We start from the raw sequence: 15869 nt of genomic DNA on the forward strand, positions 1-15869 counted from the left end.
GCGCAAGCGCTCGTGTTCATCTGGTTACGCCAACGCGATCAGCAGCGCGATGAGCAAGATCAAGCTGACCGTCTGCCAGAAGCGCACTGGATTGCGCTCGTAGAGCGACGGGCTGGCGATCGACTGAGGCACTGCGCGCATCGAGCCGTGTTCGAGCTCGAAGGCAAATTCGACTGCGTCGGCATATCTGTCACGGCGGTCGACGGCGAAGGCGCGAGCGAGGCAGTGGTCGAGCCAGGCTGGAAGCTCGGGCCGATGTTTGCTGAGGGGCGTGGGCCGCCCGAACTTCGGTTGCGAGAATGCCTCGACCTCTCCGTACGGGTAAGCGCCGCCAGAGAACATACGATAGATGGTGACGCCGAGCGCGAAGATGTCCGAGCTCTCCTCTGCGTGCGCACCCGCGAACAGCTCGGGCGCCATGTAACTGCGAGTTCCCGGCGATTCGAACGATTCGGGTTCTTCGAACTGGCGAAGTCTCGCGACGCCCAGATCGATGAGCTTCAGGCCGCCGTTCGATTCGAGGATCACGTTCTCCGGCTTCACGTCGCGATGAACGATGCCGGCGCGATGCAAAGAAGCCAGCGCCTTGGTGAGCTTGATCGAAACGTCGAGGCCCGTCGACAACGGAACGTGAGGACGGCGCAGCAGACGCCGCTCCAACGTTTCCCCTTCATAGAACGGCAGCACGCCATACAAACAAGTGCGACGCTCGTCCGCGGGATCGAGCACCTCGGTGACGAACGGGCTTCTGACGTGACTGGCAATCCACAGCTCGCGCAACAGCGCTGATCGCAGCACCTCATCCAGGCCCGGCCGAGGCTTGGGGAATTTCATGATGACTTTGCGATGCCCGCGTCGATCCGTGGCGCGAAACACTCGCATGTAAGGTCCATCGGCCAACATATCGCCGAGCTCGTAATCGTCGATGACGTCGCCAGTGCTCGGAGCGTTCCTCAAAGGCCACGTTGCGTTCGCAATCTCGAGATCCGCGAACTGCGTTTCGGGCAACGCGAGGACATCGAGCACCACCGCTGTCGCGTTATCTGCTCCGGAATAACTCGCCGCATGCTCGACGAGTTGTACCGCTGTTTCCTGGGGCGCCGCTCGTCTCGCAAGCGTGGCCTGAATTTCCGCCCGCGAGATTCGGCCATGCACTCCATCGCTACAGATGAGATAACGGTCATGTACGTGCACTGTCTCGATCGCATGATCGGCGCACAACCTGTCTTCCACTCCCACTGCACGCGTCAGCACGCCCGTGGTTCCAGGCGCACCCAGCGTATGGTCGGTGGTGAGCAACGCAAGCTCGTTGTTGCGTAATCGATAGATGCGAGAGTCTCCAAGATGGAGCAAATGAGCCGAGCGACCGCACAGAACCAGTGCACTCAGCGTGCAGGCCATGCCGTTGAGATTGGGATCCGACCGGCCCATGGAATAGATCCAACGATTCACCGCATCCGCCGCTCGTGCACTGATGCGGGGCACGCCCACCGTGATGGGCTGCCCGATGCACCCTTCGATGAAACCGCGAACGGCGAGCTCAGCGGCGGTTCGCCCTCCTTTGGCGCCTCCCATTCCATCCGCGAGCGCCGCGACGACGCCTATCACGGGCTGCCGCGACTGCACCGATACGTAACAAGCCGAGAAGTCCTCGTTCTGCGGCCGTCCGCCTTGGTGCGTGTGACTGCCGATTCCGACGTGAAGGCCCACATCTGGTGCAGCTTTTCGCTCCGGCCGCACCACGGGCGGCGTCCCGCTTGAGTGCGCCTCAAGGCCCGAGACTTGCACTGTCGGTGCGGCTTCTCTCTCCGACGATGTTCGATTGTGTTCAGGGGGCATTTTGATCAGCCGCGATTTCTTCAAGGCAGGGCATTTTCCCACGCTGCTGGCCGCGTTCTTCTACTTTGACATGAGCTTCATGGTCTGGGTGCTTCTTGGCGCGCTGGCCGTGCAAATGTCCGCTGAAATCGGCCTGAACGCCGCCCAGAAAGGCTTCATGGTTGCGCTGCCCGTGCTCGCTGGCGCCCTGCTCCGCGTCGTATTCGGCGTTCTCGTGGATCGATTGCGCCCCCGGCGCGCCGGCTTGATCGGACAGATCATCGTGATCGGCGGGCTGAGTCTCGCCTGGCTCGTAGGCGTCGACAGTTATGCGGGCACGCTGGGCGTCGGTTTGATTCTAGGCGTCGCTGGCGCATCGTTCGCCGTGGCCTTGCCGCTCGCGTCTCGCTGGTATCCGCCACAGTACCAAGGGGTCGCCTTGGGAATCGCGGGCGCGGGAAATTCCGGCACCGTGTTCGCATCGCTGTTCGCACCCGGGCTGGCCGCGGCTCTCGGCTATAACAATGTGCTCGGACTCGCTGTCATTCCTCTCGCGGTAGCCTTCACTGTTTATTTCTTTTGCGCCAAAGACAGCCCGACCACTCCTCCGCCGAAGAAATGGTCGGAGTACCTCGCCACGCTCCGCATGAGCGACGCGTGGTGGTTCATGTTCTTCTATGCCGTCACCTTCGGCGGCTTCGTGGGCCTCGCCTCCTCGCTGGCGATCTATTTCAACTCTGAATACGGGCTCGACGCAGTGAGGGCAGGATTTTTCACGGCCGGCTGCGTCTTCGTCGGCTCGCTCGTTCGTCCCATCGGCGGCGCGCTCGCGGATCGAATCGGCGGCATCAAAACGCTCACGATCATGTATGCCGTCGCGGCCACTATGCTGATCATCGTCAGCTTCCGACCGCAGAGCGTTTACACCGCGCTGGCGCTATTCATCACCGGCATGCTCGCGTTCGGCATGGGCAACGGCTCGGTGTTCCAATTGGTGCCACAGCGATTCCGCCATGAGATCGGCATCATGACCGGCCTCGTCGGCATGACCGGCGGCGTCGGCGGCTTCTTCCTCGCCTCCAGCCTCGGACTTTCCAAACAGCTCACCGGCAGCTACCAGGCCGGCTTGCTCGCCTTTGCCTCGCTCGCCATACTCGCGCTCGTCGGCCTCACCAGCATCAAACATCGCTGGCGCACGACCTGGGGCGCGGTGGGAGTTGCCGCCGCGAGGATTTAGCTCTCTGCAGGACGCTCATGCGGCGGAAAAAATCGAAACGGGCCGTCACCCGGCGGCCCACGCTGAAAACCCGCAAGCCGATTGACGAACTCACCGCCGCCGACCTGGCCGCGTTCCCGATCTGGGAATTCGCTTCCGATGAGGAGGACGACGAAGATCAGGATGAGACGTGGGTGCGTCCCGTGGATGCACAGGTGGTACGCAAGGGGCAGTGGTCACTCTCCGTAGCCGCCGAATTTCGCACACGCGCCGGCACGACGATTCCCGGCCTCATCGGAGTCACGACCGCCGAAGGCCTCGACATCAGCGATGCCGTCTTGCTCCCAGACGGCAAATACATTTTTGTCGACGCGAGCACCGCGAAGACTCGCCGAGAAACCGCCAAGGCGTTGGGGATGTCAGCCCGGGAGGTCTTCCCTCTGGAATACACGCTACGCGTGCGTATCGGCAGAGAGAAAGAGCTCCGCACGGGGGGCATCGAATAACACTCGCGGCCTATTTCTTCGCTAGCACCTTGAGCGAGTCTTCCGCGATCATACGCACGGTAGAATAGCCGTCCTCTGATTATTCCTGGCGAACTCCCGGAACCTGGCGCCGCCCAGCGCGGGCAATCTGTTTAACGTAATCTTCAAGCGCCGCTTTCTTGAACGCCTTTTCGCAGGACAGGCAAAGTGCGACTTGTGATCTAATCACATTACGTGACTGCCCGGTTGCACAGGGAGTAAACGGTGCGCGTTCTATTGCTAGCCTTGGTACTACTGAACACGGTTGCGATCGCGACCGAAGAACGGCTGCACGACCGTATCGTCTACGAAGATGCGGCAAGCGGCTTTCGCTTCCCGCAGATGATCGCGGCGTACGAGCTCGTCGACATGGACGACCTTGGCCCTCAGCTCGGCACCGCCATTCACTACTCCGAAGCGGAAGATTCCAAGGCGAGCGTTTACGTTTACAACAAAGGCTTCGGGAACCTCGCCAACGGCACGGGCGACATGCGCTTGCGCCACGAGATCAGCAGCATCGACGACGCCCTCGCGGAGTTGGTCCGTCGCGGCGAGTACGCGTCGGTCGAGCGCGTCGACCTAGGGCCAGCCATGAGCAAAGCGTGGTTGCAGGTGAGTCACGACATCCAATTGCCCGGCGGCAAGAAATTGAAGTCTTACTCTTTCATGCGCGTGCAGAATGGCTACTTCGTGAAACTGCGCATCAGCGGCCCGCCGGAAAGCGGCCAGGCGCGGCTGCCTGCGTTTTTGTTGGGGGCGTCGCGGGCGATTGGATTGTTGGGTGTAGCGGCGAAGTAGCCCTTCCGATCCGTGGCGGGCACTTGCCGGGCTCCGGGCGAGCCCGGCAAGCGTGACGGCTCAGTGGCGCGGTTGATGCACCACTCTCATGTACGGCGTGACCGACTTCCATCCTTCCGGGAAACGCTCGCGTGCTTCGTTGTCCGACACAGCGGGCACGATGATCACGTCCTCTCCTTGTTTCCAGTTCACCGGTGTCGCGACCTTGAACTCCGCTGTGAGCTGACACGAGTCGAGAAGGCGCAGCAGCTCATCGAAATTGCGGCCCGTGCTCATGGGATAGACGACCATCGCCTTGATCAACTTATCGGGCCCGATGAGATACACCGTGCGCACCGTCTGGTTGTTCATCGCCGTGCGGCCTTCGCTCGTGATGCCAGCATCGGCGGGCAGCATGTCATAGAGTTTTGCCACCGCGAGATCGCTGTCTCCGATCAACGGATAGCTGACGTTGCCGCCGGTGGCGGCGCTGATGTCTTTCAGCCAGCGCACATGGTCGGTGACTGGATCGACCGAAAGGCCGACGATTTTGCAGTTGCGTTTCGCGAACTCCGGCTCGAGCTTCGCGAGATAACCGAGCTCCGTGGTGCAAACCGGCGTGAAGTCCTTTGGATGCGAGAACAGCAGGCACCAGGAGTCGCCGATGAAGTCGTGAAATTGAATACGGCCTTGCGTGGATTCCGCCGCAAAGTCGGGTGCGCGATCGCCAATTCGAAGTGACATGATGGCTCCCCTTTCAAATTGCGTTATGAGGCGTTCCCCGCCGTGACTCTGCTCTCATAGCCTCGCGGATCGCAAGAGCGTACTCTGCGCAGATCGCCGCCTTACAAGGCGCGGTGCTTGAATGACCGACCTGGAAGGTAAGCATGTTGGAGCTTCTCATGGCACTGGCTATTACCTCGCCCGCATTCACGAACAACGGGCCCATCGACGCACGCTACACCTGCGAAGGCGCGGACACCTCGCCCGAACTGCAGTGGACGGGCGCACCGCCCAACACCAAAAGTTTCGCCCTCATCGTCGACGACCCCGACGCTCCCGATCCGAAAGCGCCGAAGATGACCTGGGTGCATTGGGTGGTCTACAACATTCCCGCAGACGTGGACGGGTTCCCGGAGGGTTCGGGCAAACAAGGCTCGCCACGCGGCGCGAAGGACGGCGCCAACGACTGGAAGCGCGCCGGCTACGGCGGCCCCTGCCCGCCGATCGGAACCCATCGATATTTTTTCAAACTCTACGCGCTCGACACGCTGCTACCCGACCTCGGCCGCCCAACCAAGGCGCAGCTACTGGACGCGATGAAGGGGCACGTAATTGCGGAGGCGCAGCTCATTGGGACGTATAAAAAGAAGAATCCGTGATGGACTTGTGAAAGGCTCTGTCAGCCTGCTTCGACTCCCAAACGTAATGATATTCCGGCGTGCGCTCATCGCCTTCCTGCTGCTTGTGCCCGCTCCGCAGCGCCCTTGAATACGTTGACCAGAGCCTGCTCCGAACTCGGATCCAGGATCGAGAACACGACACGTGAGAAACGGTTCGCCCATCTGTCGCTGCCCAGGAGCGTCATGAACACATCCGCCACCGTGTCGGGATCGTTTCGAAACACTCCGCATCCCCAAGCTCCTAGCACGACATGCCGGTAGCCTTGCGAGGCGGCGAGCGCGAGGACGTACTCGGCGCGGTTTGCGAACACCTCTGGGATCCGATCCAGAAGCTCCGGCGCAGTATCCTTCAATGCGCCAGCGTTCGGCGCGGCCGCTGTTATGAAGGTCGCGAGTTGAATGTCGCTCAGCAGATTGCCCGCGTCGTCCCGAAAGACGGGGCAGCCTGGCGACAAGATCATCGAGTCTGAATACAGCGGCGTTGAATCCTGCCTGTGCTGCTCATAAAAGTCCCACGCGTTTATCAGGGACGCGTGTAGCGCCGAGCTTCTCGCCAGCGATTCTTCCTGCGCCTGACTGCCGCTCAGAAAGCCCCCGCCAGGGTTCTTGGCGGACGCGAAGTTCAGCGCCGCAACCGGCGCGGAATGATCGCGTAACAACCGGGCCACACCCGCGAGGGTGGTTTCGTTCTCTACTTCGATAGCGACTGATTCAGACAACCCCGGCTGACTAAGGACCTCGTCCCGTATTCTCGCCAGGTCATGTGGCCGAAAGAGTTGCGTAGCGCCTACGCAGCTCCGCGTTTCCTCGGCAATGGAGACGGTCCTCCCGTCGCCGAGCTGGTAGCAACCCTTCTCCAGGATCGCCAGAGTTTCTTTCGCCAAGGCGACACGAGCGTTTCGATTCATGGAAACAATCATACGCCGTCGCGGCAGAGGCGACTCGATTGCCTTCGGCTTCTTAGCGGCTCAGCGAGAGTGGACCACGCCCTTGCCCGACTGGCGCAGACGCGTGAAGTGACAATATGTGTCCTTCAGGTCGAGGGCCACCGAGTCCGTCGTCTTCGTGGTGCCACTAGCGACTTCCGCGAGCTCGAACTCGATTCCATTCGGCAAGTCGATGCGGACGCGATGCTCGTCGCCGGTCGCAGGGCTGCGAATCGGACGGGCCGTGGACTCGAGCACGTCGGAGATCACGATGCGCGCCGTTCTGCGCTCCATATCCAGGTCGAGCTCGAACTGTTTGAAAAGCGGCGGATGGACGGTGCTCGACATGGTCCGATAAACCCACCAGTGGGTCGCCGCCTCGTCGGTCTCGCCACCGTACAGGATGGTCGCAAGAGCGTTTCGTTGTTCTTCGTTCGCCCGCTCGGCGATGACGGCCTGACATTCGCCGTGGCCCTTGTAGATCGGTCCGGGCCACGCGTAGAGCAGCGCTCCCTCGAGACCATCGAGCGTCACGTGTCCAAAGTGGCCGCTATCGATGCGAACGGCCGCGAAACCGCGGCAGTCTCCATAGGTGGGTTGGGGCGACTCGAACTGACACGGGCACGCGTAGTCGCAGTTGCAATTGCTGAACTCGATGCCTTCGATATACCAGTCGACCTGTGCCATGGCGCCCCTCCCCTCGGAAGTACTTCCCGGCCCACGGCATTGTTGGTCCACGATTCCCGCGATTGCAAGCACATGCCTCACCGCGACGCAGCGAGCAGTTCTCGCAAGCATACGCGGGGATATGTCAAAGCCAGAACGCGTGCGGCGAGCAGTTGTAGCGTGACGTTCACATGAGTCGTGCAACCTGCTTGTTTCTTTACAGGATTCCCGGATCGCTCGATGAGAGCTCTTGCACACATGGTGGCGGCCATGTTGGCGTTATCGGGGCAAGCCTTCGCGGACTGCCCGTACGCAGTGGTCGAGATCGAAGTGGCGCCCAACGTGATCGTGGACGACGCCGGTGCGCATATCCTTCGCTGGAAAGGACAGTCCTTTATCTACGATCCGATTTCGGTGCTGGATCTGGATGTGCAGGTGGTCATGGAGCAGCAAGCGTTCACGGCGGCATACACCATAAGGAACGATTCGCAACGGATCGGGCAGAGCACGCGCATGTACATCTATTTCGAGAATCCCCTGCTGGATCAGTCAACGGATGAGGGATTCGTGTCCGCCGGTCTGCTCGGCGGGACGGGGCCGGCGGGCGAGCTCGGCAGGCTGCCGTCAGAGTGCCAGCTGTACAAGAACGGCAACTTTCCCAGCAAGAGCTTCGGCGACTTCACCTCCCGGCATAGCCTCAAGCCACGCTCGACGGAGAATGCAAACGTGCGAGGCACGTTGAAGATTCGCGGCAACGCGGCGGCGCTGACCGAAATCGCACGCCAGTTGGCTTCGAACCCTCCGAAACTCAAGATGTTGATCTGGGCCGAGGAAGCTCGCGCGCGAAACTGATTACGTAAAGCCGCCCGTTCCGCCGGAGACTGGATCCGCGTCACGTTCTGGTCCGCCGTGTTCCAGCACACTCGTGTTGCATACAGAATGCGGCCGGGGGCGTGCAGCGGGATCCAGAATGAAGCATCTCAAGGGAACCATCGCCACGATGTTGGACGAGCGCAAGCGGCTGCGTAGCCGCACGCCGTTGCAACTGGCGATCGCGGATCGTTTCTCTCAGTTGAATGTGGATCAATGGCGGGCCGTCACTGCCGGCCAAAGCCTGTTCTATTCCGCCGAGTATCAGCGGGCGTTCGAGCAGTTCCGGCCCGCGAATCTCGAGGCCCGCTATGCGCTGATCTGCGACGGCGACGCGCCGCTCGCGGCTGTGTGCATGCAGATCGCGCGAGTAGATCTGACGCAGGTGGGAAACGGGAAACAGGCGGCCTTGCAGAAGTTCGGCAGCAAGGTGAGTCAGCGCGTTCTCGTCTGCGGCAACCTGCTGGTGTATGGACTGCACGGCGTGTGTTTCGCGCCGGGCGCCGACCGAGAGCTGGTTTGGCGCGCCGTCACCGAGGTGCTGTATCGGGTGCGGCGGGCAGAAAAACTGGCGGGTCATACGGACATGGTCCTCATCAAGGACCTGGACGATGCGGCCGCTGCGGAGAGTCGCGTGCTCGCGGGGTTGAGCTATGGCAGCGTGCCCACCGAGCCGAATATGGTGCTGACGCTGGATCCGGCGTGGCGAACACACGACGACTATTTGAACAGCCTCACTTCCAAATATCGCGGCGACATCAAGAACCGCGTGTTCAAGAAGTTCAACGAGTCCGGCGCGACCGTCGAGTTGCTCACCGATATCGCCTCGCATGCGGAAACGTTGCAACGGTTGTATCTGGACGTCCAGAGCAATGCGACGCTTCGGCCGTTCACGTTGCCGAGCGCCTATTGGCCTGGGCTGGCGAGCCTGGGCGCGGAAAACGTCGTGGTTCATGTGGCGCGACAGAGCGATCGGATCCTCGGCTTCATCGTGAGCTTGAAGGATGGCGACACCGCCTTTGCGTATCACATCGGGTTCGACCGCGAAGCGGCGAACGCCGGCGTGCCGATTTATTTGCGGTTGCTGCATGCATCGCTGGGCCAGGCGATCGCATTCGGTTGCCGGCGGGTCTCATTCGGTCGCACGGCGCTCGAGCCCAAAGCCCGGCTCGGCTGTGCGCCCGAGCCGCTGTACGTCTGGGCGAGACATCGTCACCCCTTCCTCAATCAGCTTCTGCAACCGCTACTGCGATTCATCGAGAACGAGGAACCCCCGGAGTTCACGCCGTTCAAGTCGGCCAAAAGTGAATCCGGCGCGAAGTAACTGACAATCCCGCAAGCATGGACAACGATTTCTTTACCTGGGACGACTTCGTCAAAAACTTCGGCCGCGAGATGCGCATCGCTGGCGAGGTCTACGACGGCATGGTCAAGAACGGCCTCCAGGATGGCAGCCTGCTGCAGTTCGATTTCGTTTTCATCTCGGACAAGAAAGCGAAGCTCGAACGCTTGAGAGCACGCTTCGGACACGGACCGGAACAAGGCCATGGCCTACTTCAATCGCGGCAATTCGAAGCTGCAGCTATCGGACCAGACGGGCGCGTGTGAAGACTGGAAGAAGGCGCGCGATCTGGGCGATGAAGATGCGAACGCGCGCCTTCACGAATATTGCCGTTGAAGACCAAAGGCATCGCGTCAGCTCTGCCTGCGCACTTCGGCAAGAAACTCACGCGGCGTGGCTCCGGCAATGGAGCGGAAATCTGCTATCAGGTGTGCCTGGTCATAGTATCCGGCGCTCACCGCGATATCGGACCAGCATGAGTCCCTACCGTCTTTTGCCGCTGTGAGAGCACGCTCGAATCGCATCAGCTTGGCAAACGTCTTGGGACTCAGACCGACCACTTCACTAAAGACCCGGCGCAGGTGCCGCTCGCTAACGCCCAGTTCCTCGGCAACCGAGGCCACACTGCGACTTTCCAGACGTCGGGCTGCACTTTGCGCCAGCCGGGTGTTCGTATCGAAACAGGTTCCGGGTCCAATCCGCTCGGCGATGGCCGCCTTCAGTGTGACAACCGCGGAGCCTGCATCGCTTGCGGCGGCAAGTTTTTCTTCCAGGCGTTGCGTGGCGGCGGTGTCCCACAAGTCCCTAAGCGCGACGATGCGGCCCGCGAATTCCGAGACCGGTGCGCCGAGAACTGCGTGATGCGCACCCAACGGTAAACGTGCAAGCACTGTGCGCTGTCCACCACGGATCCACTTGCGGTGAACCTTGTGCCGCGGGCCAACCGCATGGATATCAAATCCACCAAGGACGTGTGGGCCCAATCGGGCCACCAGATGCACGGCCGCGCTAGGAACCGCGACGCGCGCCGAATCCGACTTGCACTCGTCCACAAAGATGTCGGGCACCGCATTCATTAAAGGCGCGCCGGCTCGATGAGGAATTTGGACGCTCTGAAGCATGCGGAGATTGTCGGCAGGCACACGCGCCGAGGCAAGTGTGTCCGGTTCTTACAATCCCGTCGAGTGTAGGGCGCTTTACACTGGCCCTATGAAAATCCTCATCACCGGTGCGACCGGAAAAGTGGGAAGCAGGCTCGCCCAGCGCCTTGCGGCGCAGGGTCATCACGTTAGAGCCCTCGTTCGCGATGCTTCGCGCGCCGGCGCGATGTTAGGCAAGTGGATGGAGTTCGCGGAGGGTGACCTCCTGAATCCCGACTCCGTTGTCCCCGCCGTCCAGGGCACTGCCGCGGTCGTGCACTGTGCTGCATTTTTCCGGGGCGCGACGCCGGAACAGGCGTATGCCGTCAACGAGCGTGGCACACATCATCTCGCAAGCGTCGCGCGCCTGGCGAATGTTCGGCGTTTTGTTTTCCTGAGCACTGGGCTGACATACGGGCCCAATGAGGGCCGCCTCTGTAACGAGGACGACATTTGCAATCCAGTCGACGCATATCCCCTCAGCAAGCTCGCCGCAGAGAAAATGCTTCTCACGATGGAGGATTTCGATGTGCGCATCCTGCGCTTGCCATTCGTTTACGGGGACGGCGATCCGCACATCGAGGAAGTCATCCCATTCATGCGTGGGTTCCCTCCTCGCCAACGTATGTCCATTGGCCACCATGTCGACGTAGCCCAGGCAGTTTCGCGGTTGCTCGACGCGGCGTCGCCATCTCATCGCATTTACAACGTGGTCGATGACGAAGCGCCCGAACTCGCCGAGTTGTTTGCCGCGGTCGGTCAGCCGCCACCGGACGGCACAAACGCTGAGCGAGCCGCAGCGTTCAGCGCACTACTCGATGGGCGTCGGATCCGAGAGGATCTCGGGTTCAAACCGACGTTCCCAAGGTTGAAGGACGCAATCGAGGCAAATGCCCTGGACCGCATGGCATGAACGTTCTCGCGGTGGCGTTTCCATGTAACGAGCTTGCAATGTGGAAGTTGCGCTCGAGCACGAGTCGCAGCAAACTCTCGGGCTCGATGGAAGCACCAGAACGCAAAGGAGCCACGTTATGGTCAAGCCCGGCTTTCAGAAATTATGGTCCGCATTTCCGGACCACACCAACTATCAAAGCCTGAAAGATCTCTACACGGCGCTCGGCGGCGCGGCCCAGAAGAACATCGACGTGCCGGGTTTCGGACCTAATGGAAACACGTGCGCGAGCCGCCTGAGCGTGGCGTTCAACAAGGCCGGAGCGCCGATCGATATGGCGGTCGCAAATCGCGTCGGCGCCAAGACATTGGGCACGGCGGATGGCTCTCGCATCATCTATCGGGTAAGCGACTTCCGCAAATATCTGTTGGAGGTCTTGGGCAAGCCGACCCCCGACAAGGCCAGCCCATACGACGACGCGTTTCGGGGTCGCAAAGGGATCATTGCCTTCACCGTGAATTGGCAAGGCGCGACCGGACACATCGCGCTATGGAATGGAGTCACCTACCGTGAGCCCGCTTACGACAACTATTCGACCTACGTGAACCCGACAAACCCTAACGTCAAAACGTCGGGCGGCGAGTTCTGGGAGTTAGCGTGATGCGTTTTTCCATGCTTCTTCCGGCATTGGTAGTAGCTGCGGGTTGCACGACCGGAACAGATACAGGCGGTTCGCCGCGGCCGGAAGTAGTACGCGATGTCGAAGGCTACGCGATCGCAAGCTGCCTGGTGAATCAATCCGAGCCATATCTCAAGGACCAGGGCGACGCCTGGGCATCTGTCATCGTACAGCGCATGAAAGGGGATCTCGAAGTTTTCGCCAACATCGCCGAGCGGGTAAAACTCGAAACCGCGAAGGGCGACATGGCAGTGGTCCGCACCGAAGCCGAACCTGGCACGGACAAAGCACTGCCCGTGCTCTATTGCAGCGAAATCATCGATAAGCCCCCCGTACGCGCGGCGATTGAAAAGGCGGTTGCAGCTCTCAATTCGTCGTATGCGCAGTGACAGGTCGTGAGACGCAGAGGTCGGAGCCTGTTCCATCAATGAGCCGACCGCCGCCGGAGGGCTTGGTGATGAGAGCAAAGACTTTTACGTTGAACGAGACAAGCTTCAGTGTTGTTTTGCAATCTTTGTGTGACCGCGAAGAAAAGCTCCTCACCATCGTTCGCTCAGGCGACGAGGACAGCGATGAGGTCGTGTTTGCCAGCAATGACATCGTATATCTCCGGGGCCTGATCGAATGGTTCAAGGAAGAAGCAAGCGGCATATTCAGCTCAGCTGCAACCTCGATCCGCGGCTCCGTTAGTAACGACGCGGCAAATGAAAAGTCTCCAGGGAAGATCTGATACTCAAAGCGCCGGTTGCAGCTTCCGAGTGTATCGCGCGATTCCCGTTCAAATCCGGCCTGAAGTAATCTTCAGTCGCTCAGCTGCGCGATCTTGGGTCCGGAGCTCACGCGCTCGTTGCACATTTCGATGGAGTATTTTCCTGTCCACGCTTCCGGGAGCACGCGACCCTCAAGCTCAGACATCAGGGCGTGATAAACCTCGGCATCCCTTGCGCGACACGCCATCCCGGCATACAAGTTCCGTAGCCAGTCGCTGTGCGGATAGCGGATCAGCATGTCTTGGTAGCCTTCTTTCACCTTCGGCCACTTCGCGATCGTTTCAAGGAACAGATCGACTTCGTCGCCTTCGAGCGCGGCGAACGTGGTGTACAGTCTCGCGTACATCTCGCGCCGCCTCTCGGCGGGCAGTCTGGCTTGAACATACTCGACGTAATCGTCGATCTCGACGTATGAGCCGCCCCACTTCGGCAAGAGCGTTCGAAGCATCGCTCGATGCGGCGGGTAGTATTCCGGGAAGTCTTGCAGACTGAGCTCGACCAGCCGCTGCAGATCCTCGCGGGCTTTGGATTGGTCGACGCCCAGCGAAATTGCCAGTGGATAGTACGCCGGGCTCCGTTGTGACTTGTCGGCCGCATCCCGCAAGGCGCCATCGGCCATTTCGATTCGCTGCGCGTACTCGGCCCATGCTTGCGGCGACACCTCCTTTGCATAGCCGTGTCCGCGGGCCTGCCACGCCCAACGCTGGAAAAACAGCGCTTCGATCAGATCCGGTCCGTCCGAGAGCGGAAACTCCCGTCGCCATTTCGCGAGCACCGTTAGGATTGGTCCGGGCGCGCTGGCTCGCTCCAGGAGCGAGCCTAGTCCGGCAATGGCCCCCTCCACTCGGCTGCTGCCGTCCTCGAAGTTCACCAGCTCGCCGTCTTTTGGATGCAGCATTGCTTCGAGCGATGCGAAATCTTCGGTCTCGAAAGCGCGCTGGGCGTCGCAGCCGGCGGCGTGCCGAGCCGCAATCCCGTCGGTTGTCTTGCCCTTGATCGGACCGACATCATCGCTTACGCATTTCCACGTGAATCGCGCAGGAAGGTTGCGGAGCAACCTGACGAAGCGACTCTGCGACAACGCATGCGAAGGATCGTTGACCGCTCGAAGCTCGTGCCTGTTCAATCTCGCCCCCGCCTGATCCGCGGACTGTATGTAGTACATCGCTTCGCGAAAGCTCCCGGCGTCGTCGGTCTTTAGAGCGCTCAGCATTGCCGATGCCCACTCATACCGCCGGCGCGCGAACTCCGTCACGTCGGCCGCGAAGTCCTTGGCTGCGATGTCTTGCGGCTCGGGCTCCGCCTTCAAGCGTTCGTAAGCGTCGCGCCAGAAAACGAACACTTCGGGTTCGAATCGCAAAGCCAACTGGCTCGAACTCATCGAGCCCGAAGTCGCCGCGGCCTGCAGTTCAGCCTGTTTCTGGAGGGCCTTCGCTTGACCTTCGAGAAACCAAAGATGCGTCGCCCAGTACTGTGCCGGCGCGGGGCGATTGGCGTCCATGACGCGCATCTGCCAGACGCCGCTCCCGATCGCGAGCAGGACATAACCCGTTGCCACAACGATTCGCAAAGGCTTTAGCGCGATACGTTCGCCGTCTTGCACGGGACGAGCGAGCAGAAATCCGAGAACGAGGCCGGTCAAGAGGCCACCGACGTGGGCAGCGTTGTCGATCCCTCCGCTCATGAACCCGCTGACGAGATTGAAAAGAATGAAGACCGCCGTCGCGAGCCCGTGTCTCCAGACGATGCCGCGAGGAATGTGGGTGCGACTGCGCAGGAAAAACGCGAGACAGGCCCCGACGGCGCCGAAGACAGCACCCGATGCGCCAACGCTGATGACAAATGGATGCCATGCAATGCTGCTGAGACTGGCGATGCACCCCGCGCTCGCATAGATCACAGCGAACAGCGCGTTGCCGTATAGACGCTCGGTCAACCGGCCGATGCCCCACAGAACCCACATGTTCAGCAGCAGATGAATGAAACCGGCGTGCAGGAACAGCGCCGATATCAATCGCCAGCCCTGACCAGCCGTAGTGAGCGAGGTCGTGTTTGCGCCCCACCGGGTCAGCAGTTCCAGGTTTGCGTTCCAGAATCCCGATCCGGAAAACAACAATGCGGCGAACGTTATGACATTCAGCAGGATCAGGATGCCCGTGACCGCAGCATGCGGCGTCATCCGGCTCAGCTCACGATTGAACTCACGCCATTCGGCGGCTGATGCACTCAGCGGAGACACGCTCGTGGCGGGCAGTTTGTCGAAGATGGCCTGCCTTGCCGCTGCATCTTCGAGCAAGCATCGGATGCGTCGTCGCCGACCGTCCTGAAATTGCGCATCGAAGCTCACCGAACATTCGTCCATTTCCACCTGGCTGACATCGGCCATGCTCACGCGAAGCTCGGTCTCCAGCGCAACGCCCATCCAGTTCTTCTGCCATCCGGCGATCGCCAGATCCGCGCCTTCGAATCGAATCACGCCGCTGCCGTATAGAGTCGAGCGGGAAAACACGCCCTGTACCCAACCGACGAGGCCATCGCGAGGGGTAAAGCGGACGGCGAACTCCTGCAGGTCACGGAATCTAATGGTGTCGGGACCGGCAGCCTCGCGTTTCGACAATTCGGCCAGGAGGTTACGCAGATTCTGCGGATGCGACCGACCGTCGATCGTGTGCCGCAGATCTTGCAGCTGTTCGGTCGAGTACTTCGAAAAGTCGATCTGGCCGTCTTTGGGCGAAACGGGAACGTCGCCGGGGCCGGTGTTGATTGGCTGCATGTTGGCGCCCAAAGTACTCACTCGCGAGCAAGATTCAACCTAAAGTTGAGTCAGGAGGCGAGCAAGTGCGAGGG

17 protein-coding genes are annotated in these 15869 nt (G+C 60.8%); 11 read left to right on the top strand and 6 right to left on the bottom strand.

Annotation, left to right across the window (positions count from 1 at the left end; genetic code table 11):
• Positions 1–24 precede the first annotated feature (24 nt).
• Positions 25–1710: a protein kinase domain-containing protein gene (locus tag VGD45_RS09135; RefSeq protein ID WP_331154980.1), complete on the bottom strand. Its 1686-nt coding sequence runs from the start codon at positions 1708–1710 to the stop codon at positions 25–27.
• Positions 1711–1840: 130 nt separating this feature from the next.
• Here VGD45_RS09135 and VGD45_RS09140 point away from each other — a divergent pair, with 130 nt between their 5' ends.
• From VGD45_RS09140 to VGD45_RS09150, 3 genes are all read left to right on the top strand, one after another.
• Entirely contained in the window at positions 1841–3055 is a 1215-nt protein-coding gene (locus VGD45_RS09140) for a nitrate/nitrite transporter (protein ID WP_331154981.1), read from the top strand.
• A 17-nt stretch (positions 3056–3072) separates the two neighbouring features.
• Positions 3073–3540, top strand: coding sequence for a hypothetical protein (locus tag VGD45_RS09145; protein ID WP_331154982.1), 468 nt, complete (start codon positions 3073–3075; stop codon positions 3538–3540).
• Positions 3541–3783: 243 nt separating this feature from the next.
• Positions 3784–4356, top strand: coding sequence for a hypothetical protein (locus tag VGD45_RS09150; RefSeq protein WP_331154983.1), 573 nt, complete (start codon positions 3784–3786; stop codon positions 4354–4356).
• Positions 4357–4416: 60 nt separating this feature from the next.
• Here the strand turns inward: VGD45_RS09150 and VGD45_RS09155 are convergent, their stop codons facing one another.
• Complete coding sequence (locus VGD45_RS09155; protein ID WP_331154984.1) at positions 4417–5079, bottom strand: peroxiredoxin; 663 nt, start codon at positions 5077–5079, stop codon at positions 4417–4419.
• A 158-nt stretch (positions 5080–5237) separates the two neighbouring features.
• On the opposite strand from VGD45_RS09155, the gene VGD45_RS09160 reads away from it, so the two are divergent.
• Positions 5238–5717: a YbhB/YbcL family Raf kinase inhibitor-like protein gene (locus tag VGD45_RS09160; RefSeq protein ID WP_331154985.1), complete on the top strand. Its 480-nt coding sequence runs from the start codon at positions 5238–5240 to the stop codon at positions 5715–5717.
• A 65-nt stretch (positions 5718–5782) separates the two neighbouring features.
• Here the strand turns inward: VGD45_RS09160 and VGD45_RS09165 are convergent, their stop codons facing one another.
• Both VGD45_RS09165 and VGD45_RS09170 read right to left on the bottom strand, forming a co-directional pair.
• Entirely contained in the window at positions 5783–6658 is an 876-nt protein-coding gene (locus tag VGD45_RS09165) for a TIGR02452 family protein (protein ID WP_331154986.1), read from the bottom strand.
• 48 nt (positions 6659–6706) lie between these two features.
• On the bottom strand, positions 6707–7351 hold the full coding sequence (locus VGD45_RS09170; RefSeq protein ID WP_331154987.1) for a DUF1326 domain-containing protein: 645 nt from the start codon (positions 7349–7351) through the stop codon (positions 6707–6709).
• A gap of 219 nt (positions 7352–7570) precedes the next feature.
• Here VGD45_RS09170 and VGD45_RS09175 point away from each other — a divergent pair, with 219 nt between their 5' ends.
• The 3 genes from VGD45_RS09175 (at position 7571) to VGD45_RS09185 (ending at position 9808) form a co-directional block, all read left to right on the top strand.
• The gene (locus tag VGD45_RS09175) at positions 7571–8182 is read left to right on the top strand and encodes a hypothetical protein (RefSeq protein WP_331154988.1); all 612 of its coding nucleotides are present in this window, start codon (positions 7571–7573) and stop codon (positions 8180–8182) included.
• 118 nt (positions 8183–8300) lie between these two features.
• Positions 8301–9524 (top strand): GNAT family N-acetyltransferase, encoded by a 1224-nt coding sequence (locus VGD45_RS09180; RefSeq protein ID WP_331154989.1) that lies wholly within the window; start codon positions 8301–8303, stop codon positions 9522–9524.
• A gap of 17 nt (positions 9525–9541) precedes the next feature.
• Entirely contained in the window at positions 9542–9808 is a 267-nt protein-coding gene (locus VGD45_RS09185) for a hypothetical protein (protein ID WP_331154990.1), read from the top strand.
• A gap of 87 nt (positions 9809–9895) precedes the next feature.
• Here the strand turns inward: VGD45_RS09185 and VGD45_RS09190 are convergent, their stop codons facing one another.
• On the bottom strand, positions 9896–10618 hold the full coding sequence (locus VGD45_RS09190; protein WP_331154991.1) for a helix-turn-helix transcriptional regulator: 723 nt from the start codon (positions 10616–10618) through the stop codon (positions 9896–9898).
• Between the two features lie 133 nt (positions 10619–10751).
• On the opposite strand from VGD45_RS09190, the gene VGD45_RS09195 reads away from it, so the two are divergent.
• The 4 genes from VGD45_RS09195 to VGD45_RS09210 all read left to right on the top strand — a co-directional run bounded on the left by VGD45_RS09195 (position 10752) and on the right by VGD45_RS09210 (position 12982).
• A complete protein-coding gene (locus VGD45_RS09195) occupies positions 10752–11594 on the top strand; it encodes an NAD(P)-dependent oxidoreductase (protein ID WP_331154992.1) in 843 nt (280 codons plus the stop codon).
• A gap of 118 nt (positions 11595–11712) precedes the next feature.
• Positions 11713–12234, top strand: coding sequence for a type VI secretion system amidase effector protein Tae4 (locus VGD45_RS09200; RefSeq protein ID WP_331154993.1), 522 nt, complete (start codon positions 11713–11715; stop codon positions 12232–12234).
• Positions 12234–12641, top strand: coding sequence for a hypothetical protein (locus tag VGD45_RS09205; RefSeq protein ID WP_349263243.1), 408 nt, complete (start codon positions 12234–12236; stop codon positions 12639–12641). Before VGD45_RS09200 ends, VGD45_RS09205 begins: the two co-directional genes overlap by 1 nt.
• A 68-nt stretch (positions 12642–12709) precedes the next feature.
• Positions 12710–12982 (top strand): hypothetical protein, encoded by a 273-nt coding sequence (locus tag VGD45_RS09210; protein ID WP_331154995.1) that lies wholly within the window; start codon positions 12710–12712, stop codon positions 12980–12982.
• Between the two features lie 71 nt (positions 12983–13053).
• Here the strand turns inward: VGD45_RS09210 and VGD45_RS09215 are convergent, their stop codons facing one another.
• The gene (locus VGD45_RS09215; RefSeq protein WP_331154996.1) at positions 13054–15795 is read right to left on the bottom strand and encodes a rhomboid family intramembrane serine protease; all 2742 of its coding nucleotides are present in this window, start codon (positions 15793–15795) and stop codon (positions 13054–13056) included.
• Positions 15796–15869: the final 74 nt, after the last annotated feature.

The organism is Steroidobacter sp., from assembly GCF_036402275.1.
Taxonomy (GTDB): domain Bacteria; phylum Pseudomonadota; class Gammaproteobacteria; order Steroidobacterales; family Steroidobacteraceae; genus Steroidobacter.

Excerpts from the sequence above, each read along its gene's own strand:
- VGD45_RS09170 (WP_331154987.1), bottom strand. The coding sequence starts at position 7,351 with ATGGCACAGGTCGACTGGTATATCGAAGGCATCGAGTTCAGCAATTGC.
- VGD45_RS09205 (WP_349263243.1), top strand. The coding sequence starts at position 12,234 with ATGCGTTTTTCCATGCTTCTTCCGGCATTGGTAGTAGCTGCGGGTTGC.
- VGD45_RS09195 (WP_331154992.1), top strand. The coding sequence starts at position 10,752 with ATGAAAATCCTCATCACCGGTGCGACCGGAAAAGTGGGAAGCAGGCTC.
- VGD45_RS09210 (WP_331154995.1), top strand. The coding sequence starts at position 12,710 with ATGAGAGCAAAGACTTTTACGTTGAACGAGACAAGCTTCAGTGTTGTT.
- VGD45_RS09145 (WP_331154982.1), top strand. The coding sequence starts at position 3,073 with ATGCGGCGGAAAAAATCGAAACGGGCCGTCACCCGGCGGCCCACGCTG.
- VGD45_RS09155 (WP_331154984.1), bottom strand. The coding sequence starts at position 5,079 with ATGTCACTTCGAATTGGCGATCGCGCACCCGACTTTGCGGCGGAATCC.
- VGD45_RS09160 (WP_331154985.1), top strand. The coding sequence starts at position 5,238 with ATGGCACTGGCTATTACCTCGCCCGCATTCACGAACAACGGGCCCATC.
- VGD45_RS09185 (WP_331154990.1), top strand. The coding sequence starts at position 9,542 with ATGGACAACGATTTCTTTACCTGGGACGACTTCGTCAAAAACTTCGGC.
- VGD45_RS09175 (WP_331154988.1), top strand. The coding sequence starts at position 7,571 with ATGAGAGCTCTTGCACACATGGTGGCGGCCATGTTGGCGTTATCGGGG.
- VGD45_RS09200 (WP_331154993.1), top strand. The coding sequence starts at position 11,713 with ATGGTCAAGCCCGGCTTTCAGAAATTATGGTCCGCATTTCCGGACCAC.
- VGD45_RS09215 (WP_331154996.1), bottom strand. The coding sequence starts at position 15,795 with ATGCAGCCAATCAACACCGGCCCCGGCGACGTTCCCGTTTCGCCCAAA.
- VGD45_RS09180 (WP_331154989.1), top strand. The coding sequence starts at position 8,301 with ATGAAGCATCTCAAGGGAACCATCGCCACGATGTTGGACGAGCGCAAG.
- VGD45_RS09165 (WP_331154986.1), bottom strand. The coding sequence starts at position 6,658 with ATGATTGTTTCCATGAATCGAAACGCTCGTGTCGCCTTGGCGAAAGAA.
- VGD45_RS09190 (WP_331154991.1), bottom strand. The coding sequence starts at position 10,618 with ATGAATGCGGTGCCCGACATCTTTGTGGACGAGTGCAAGTCGGATTCG.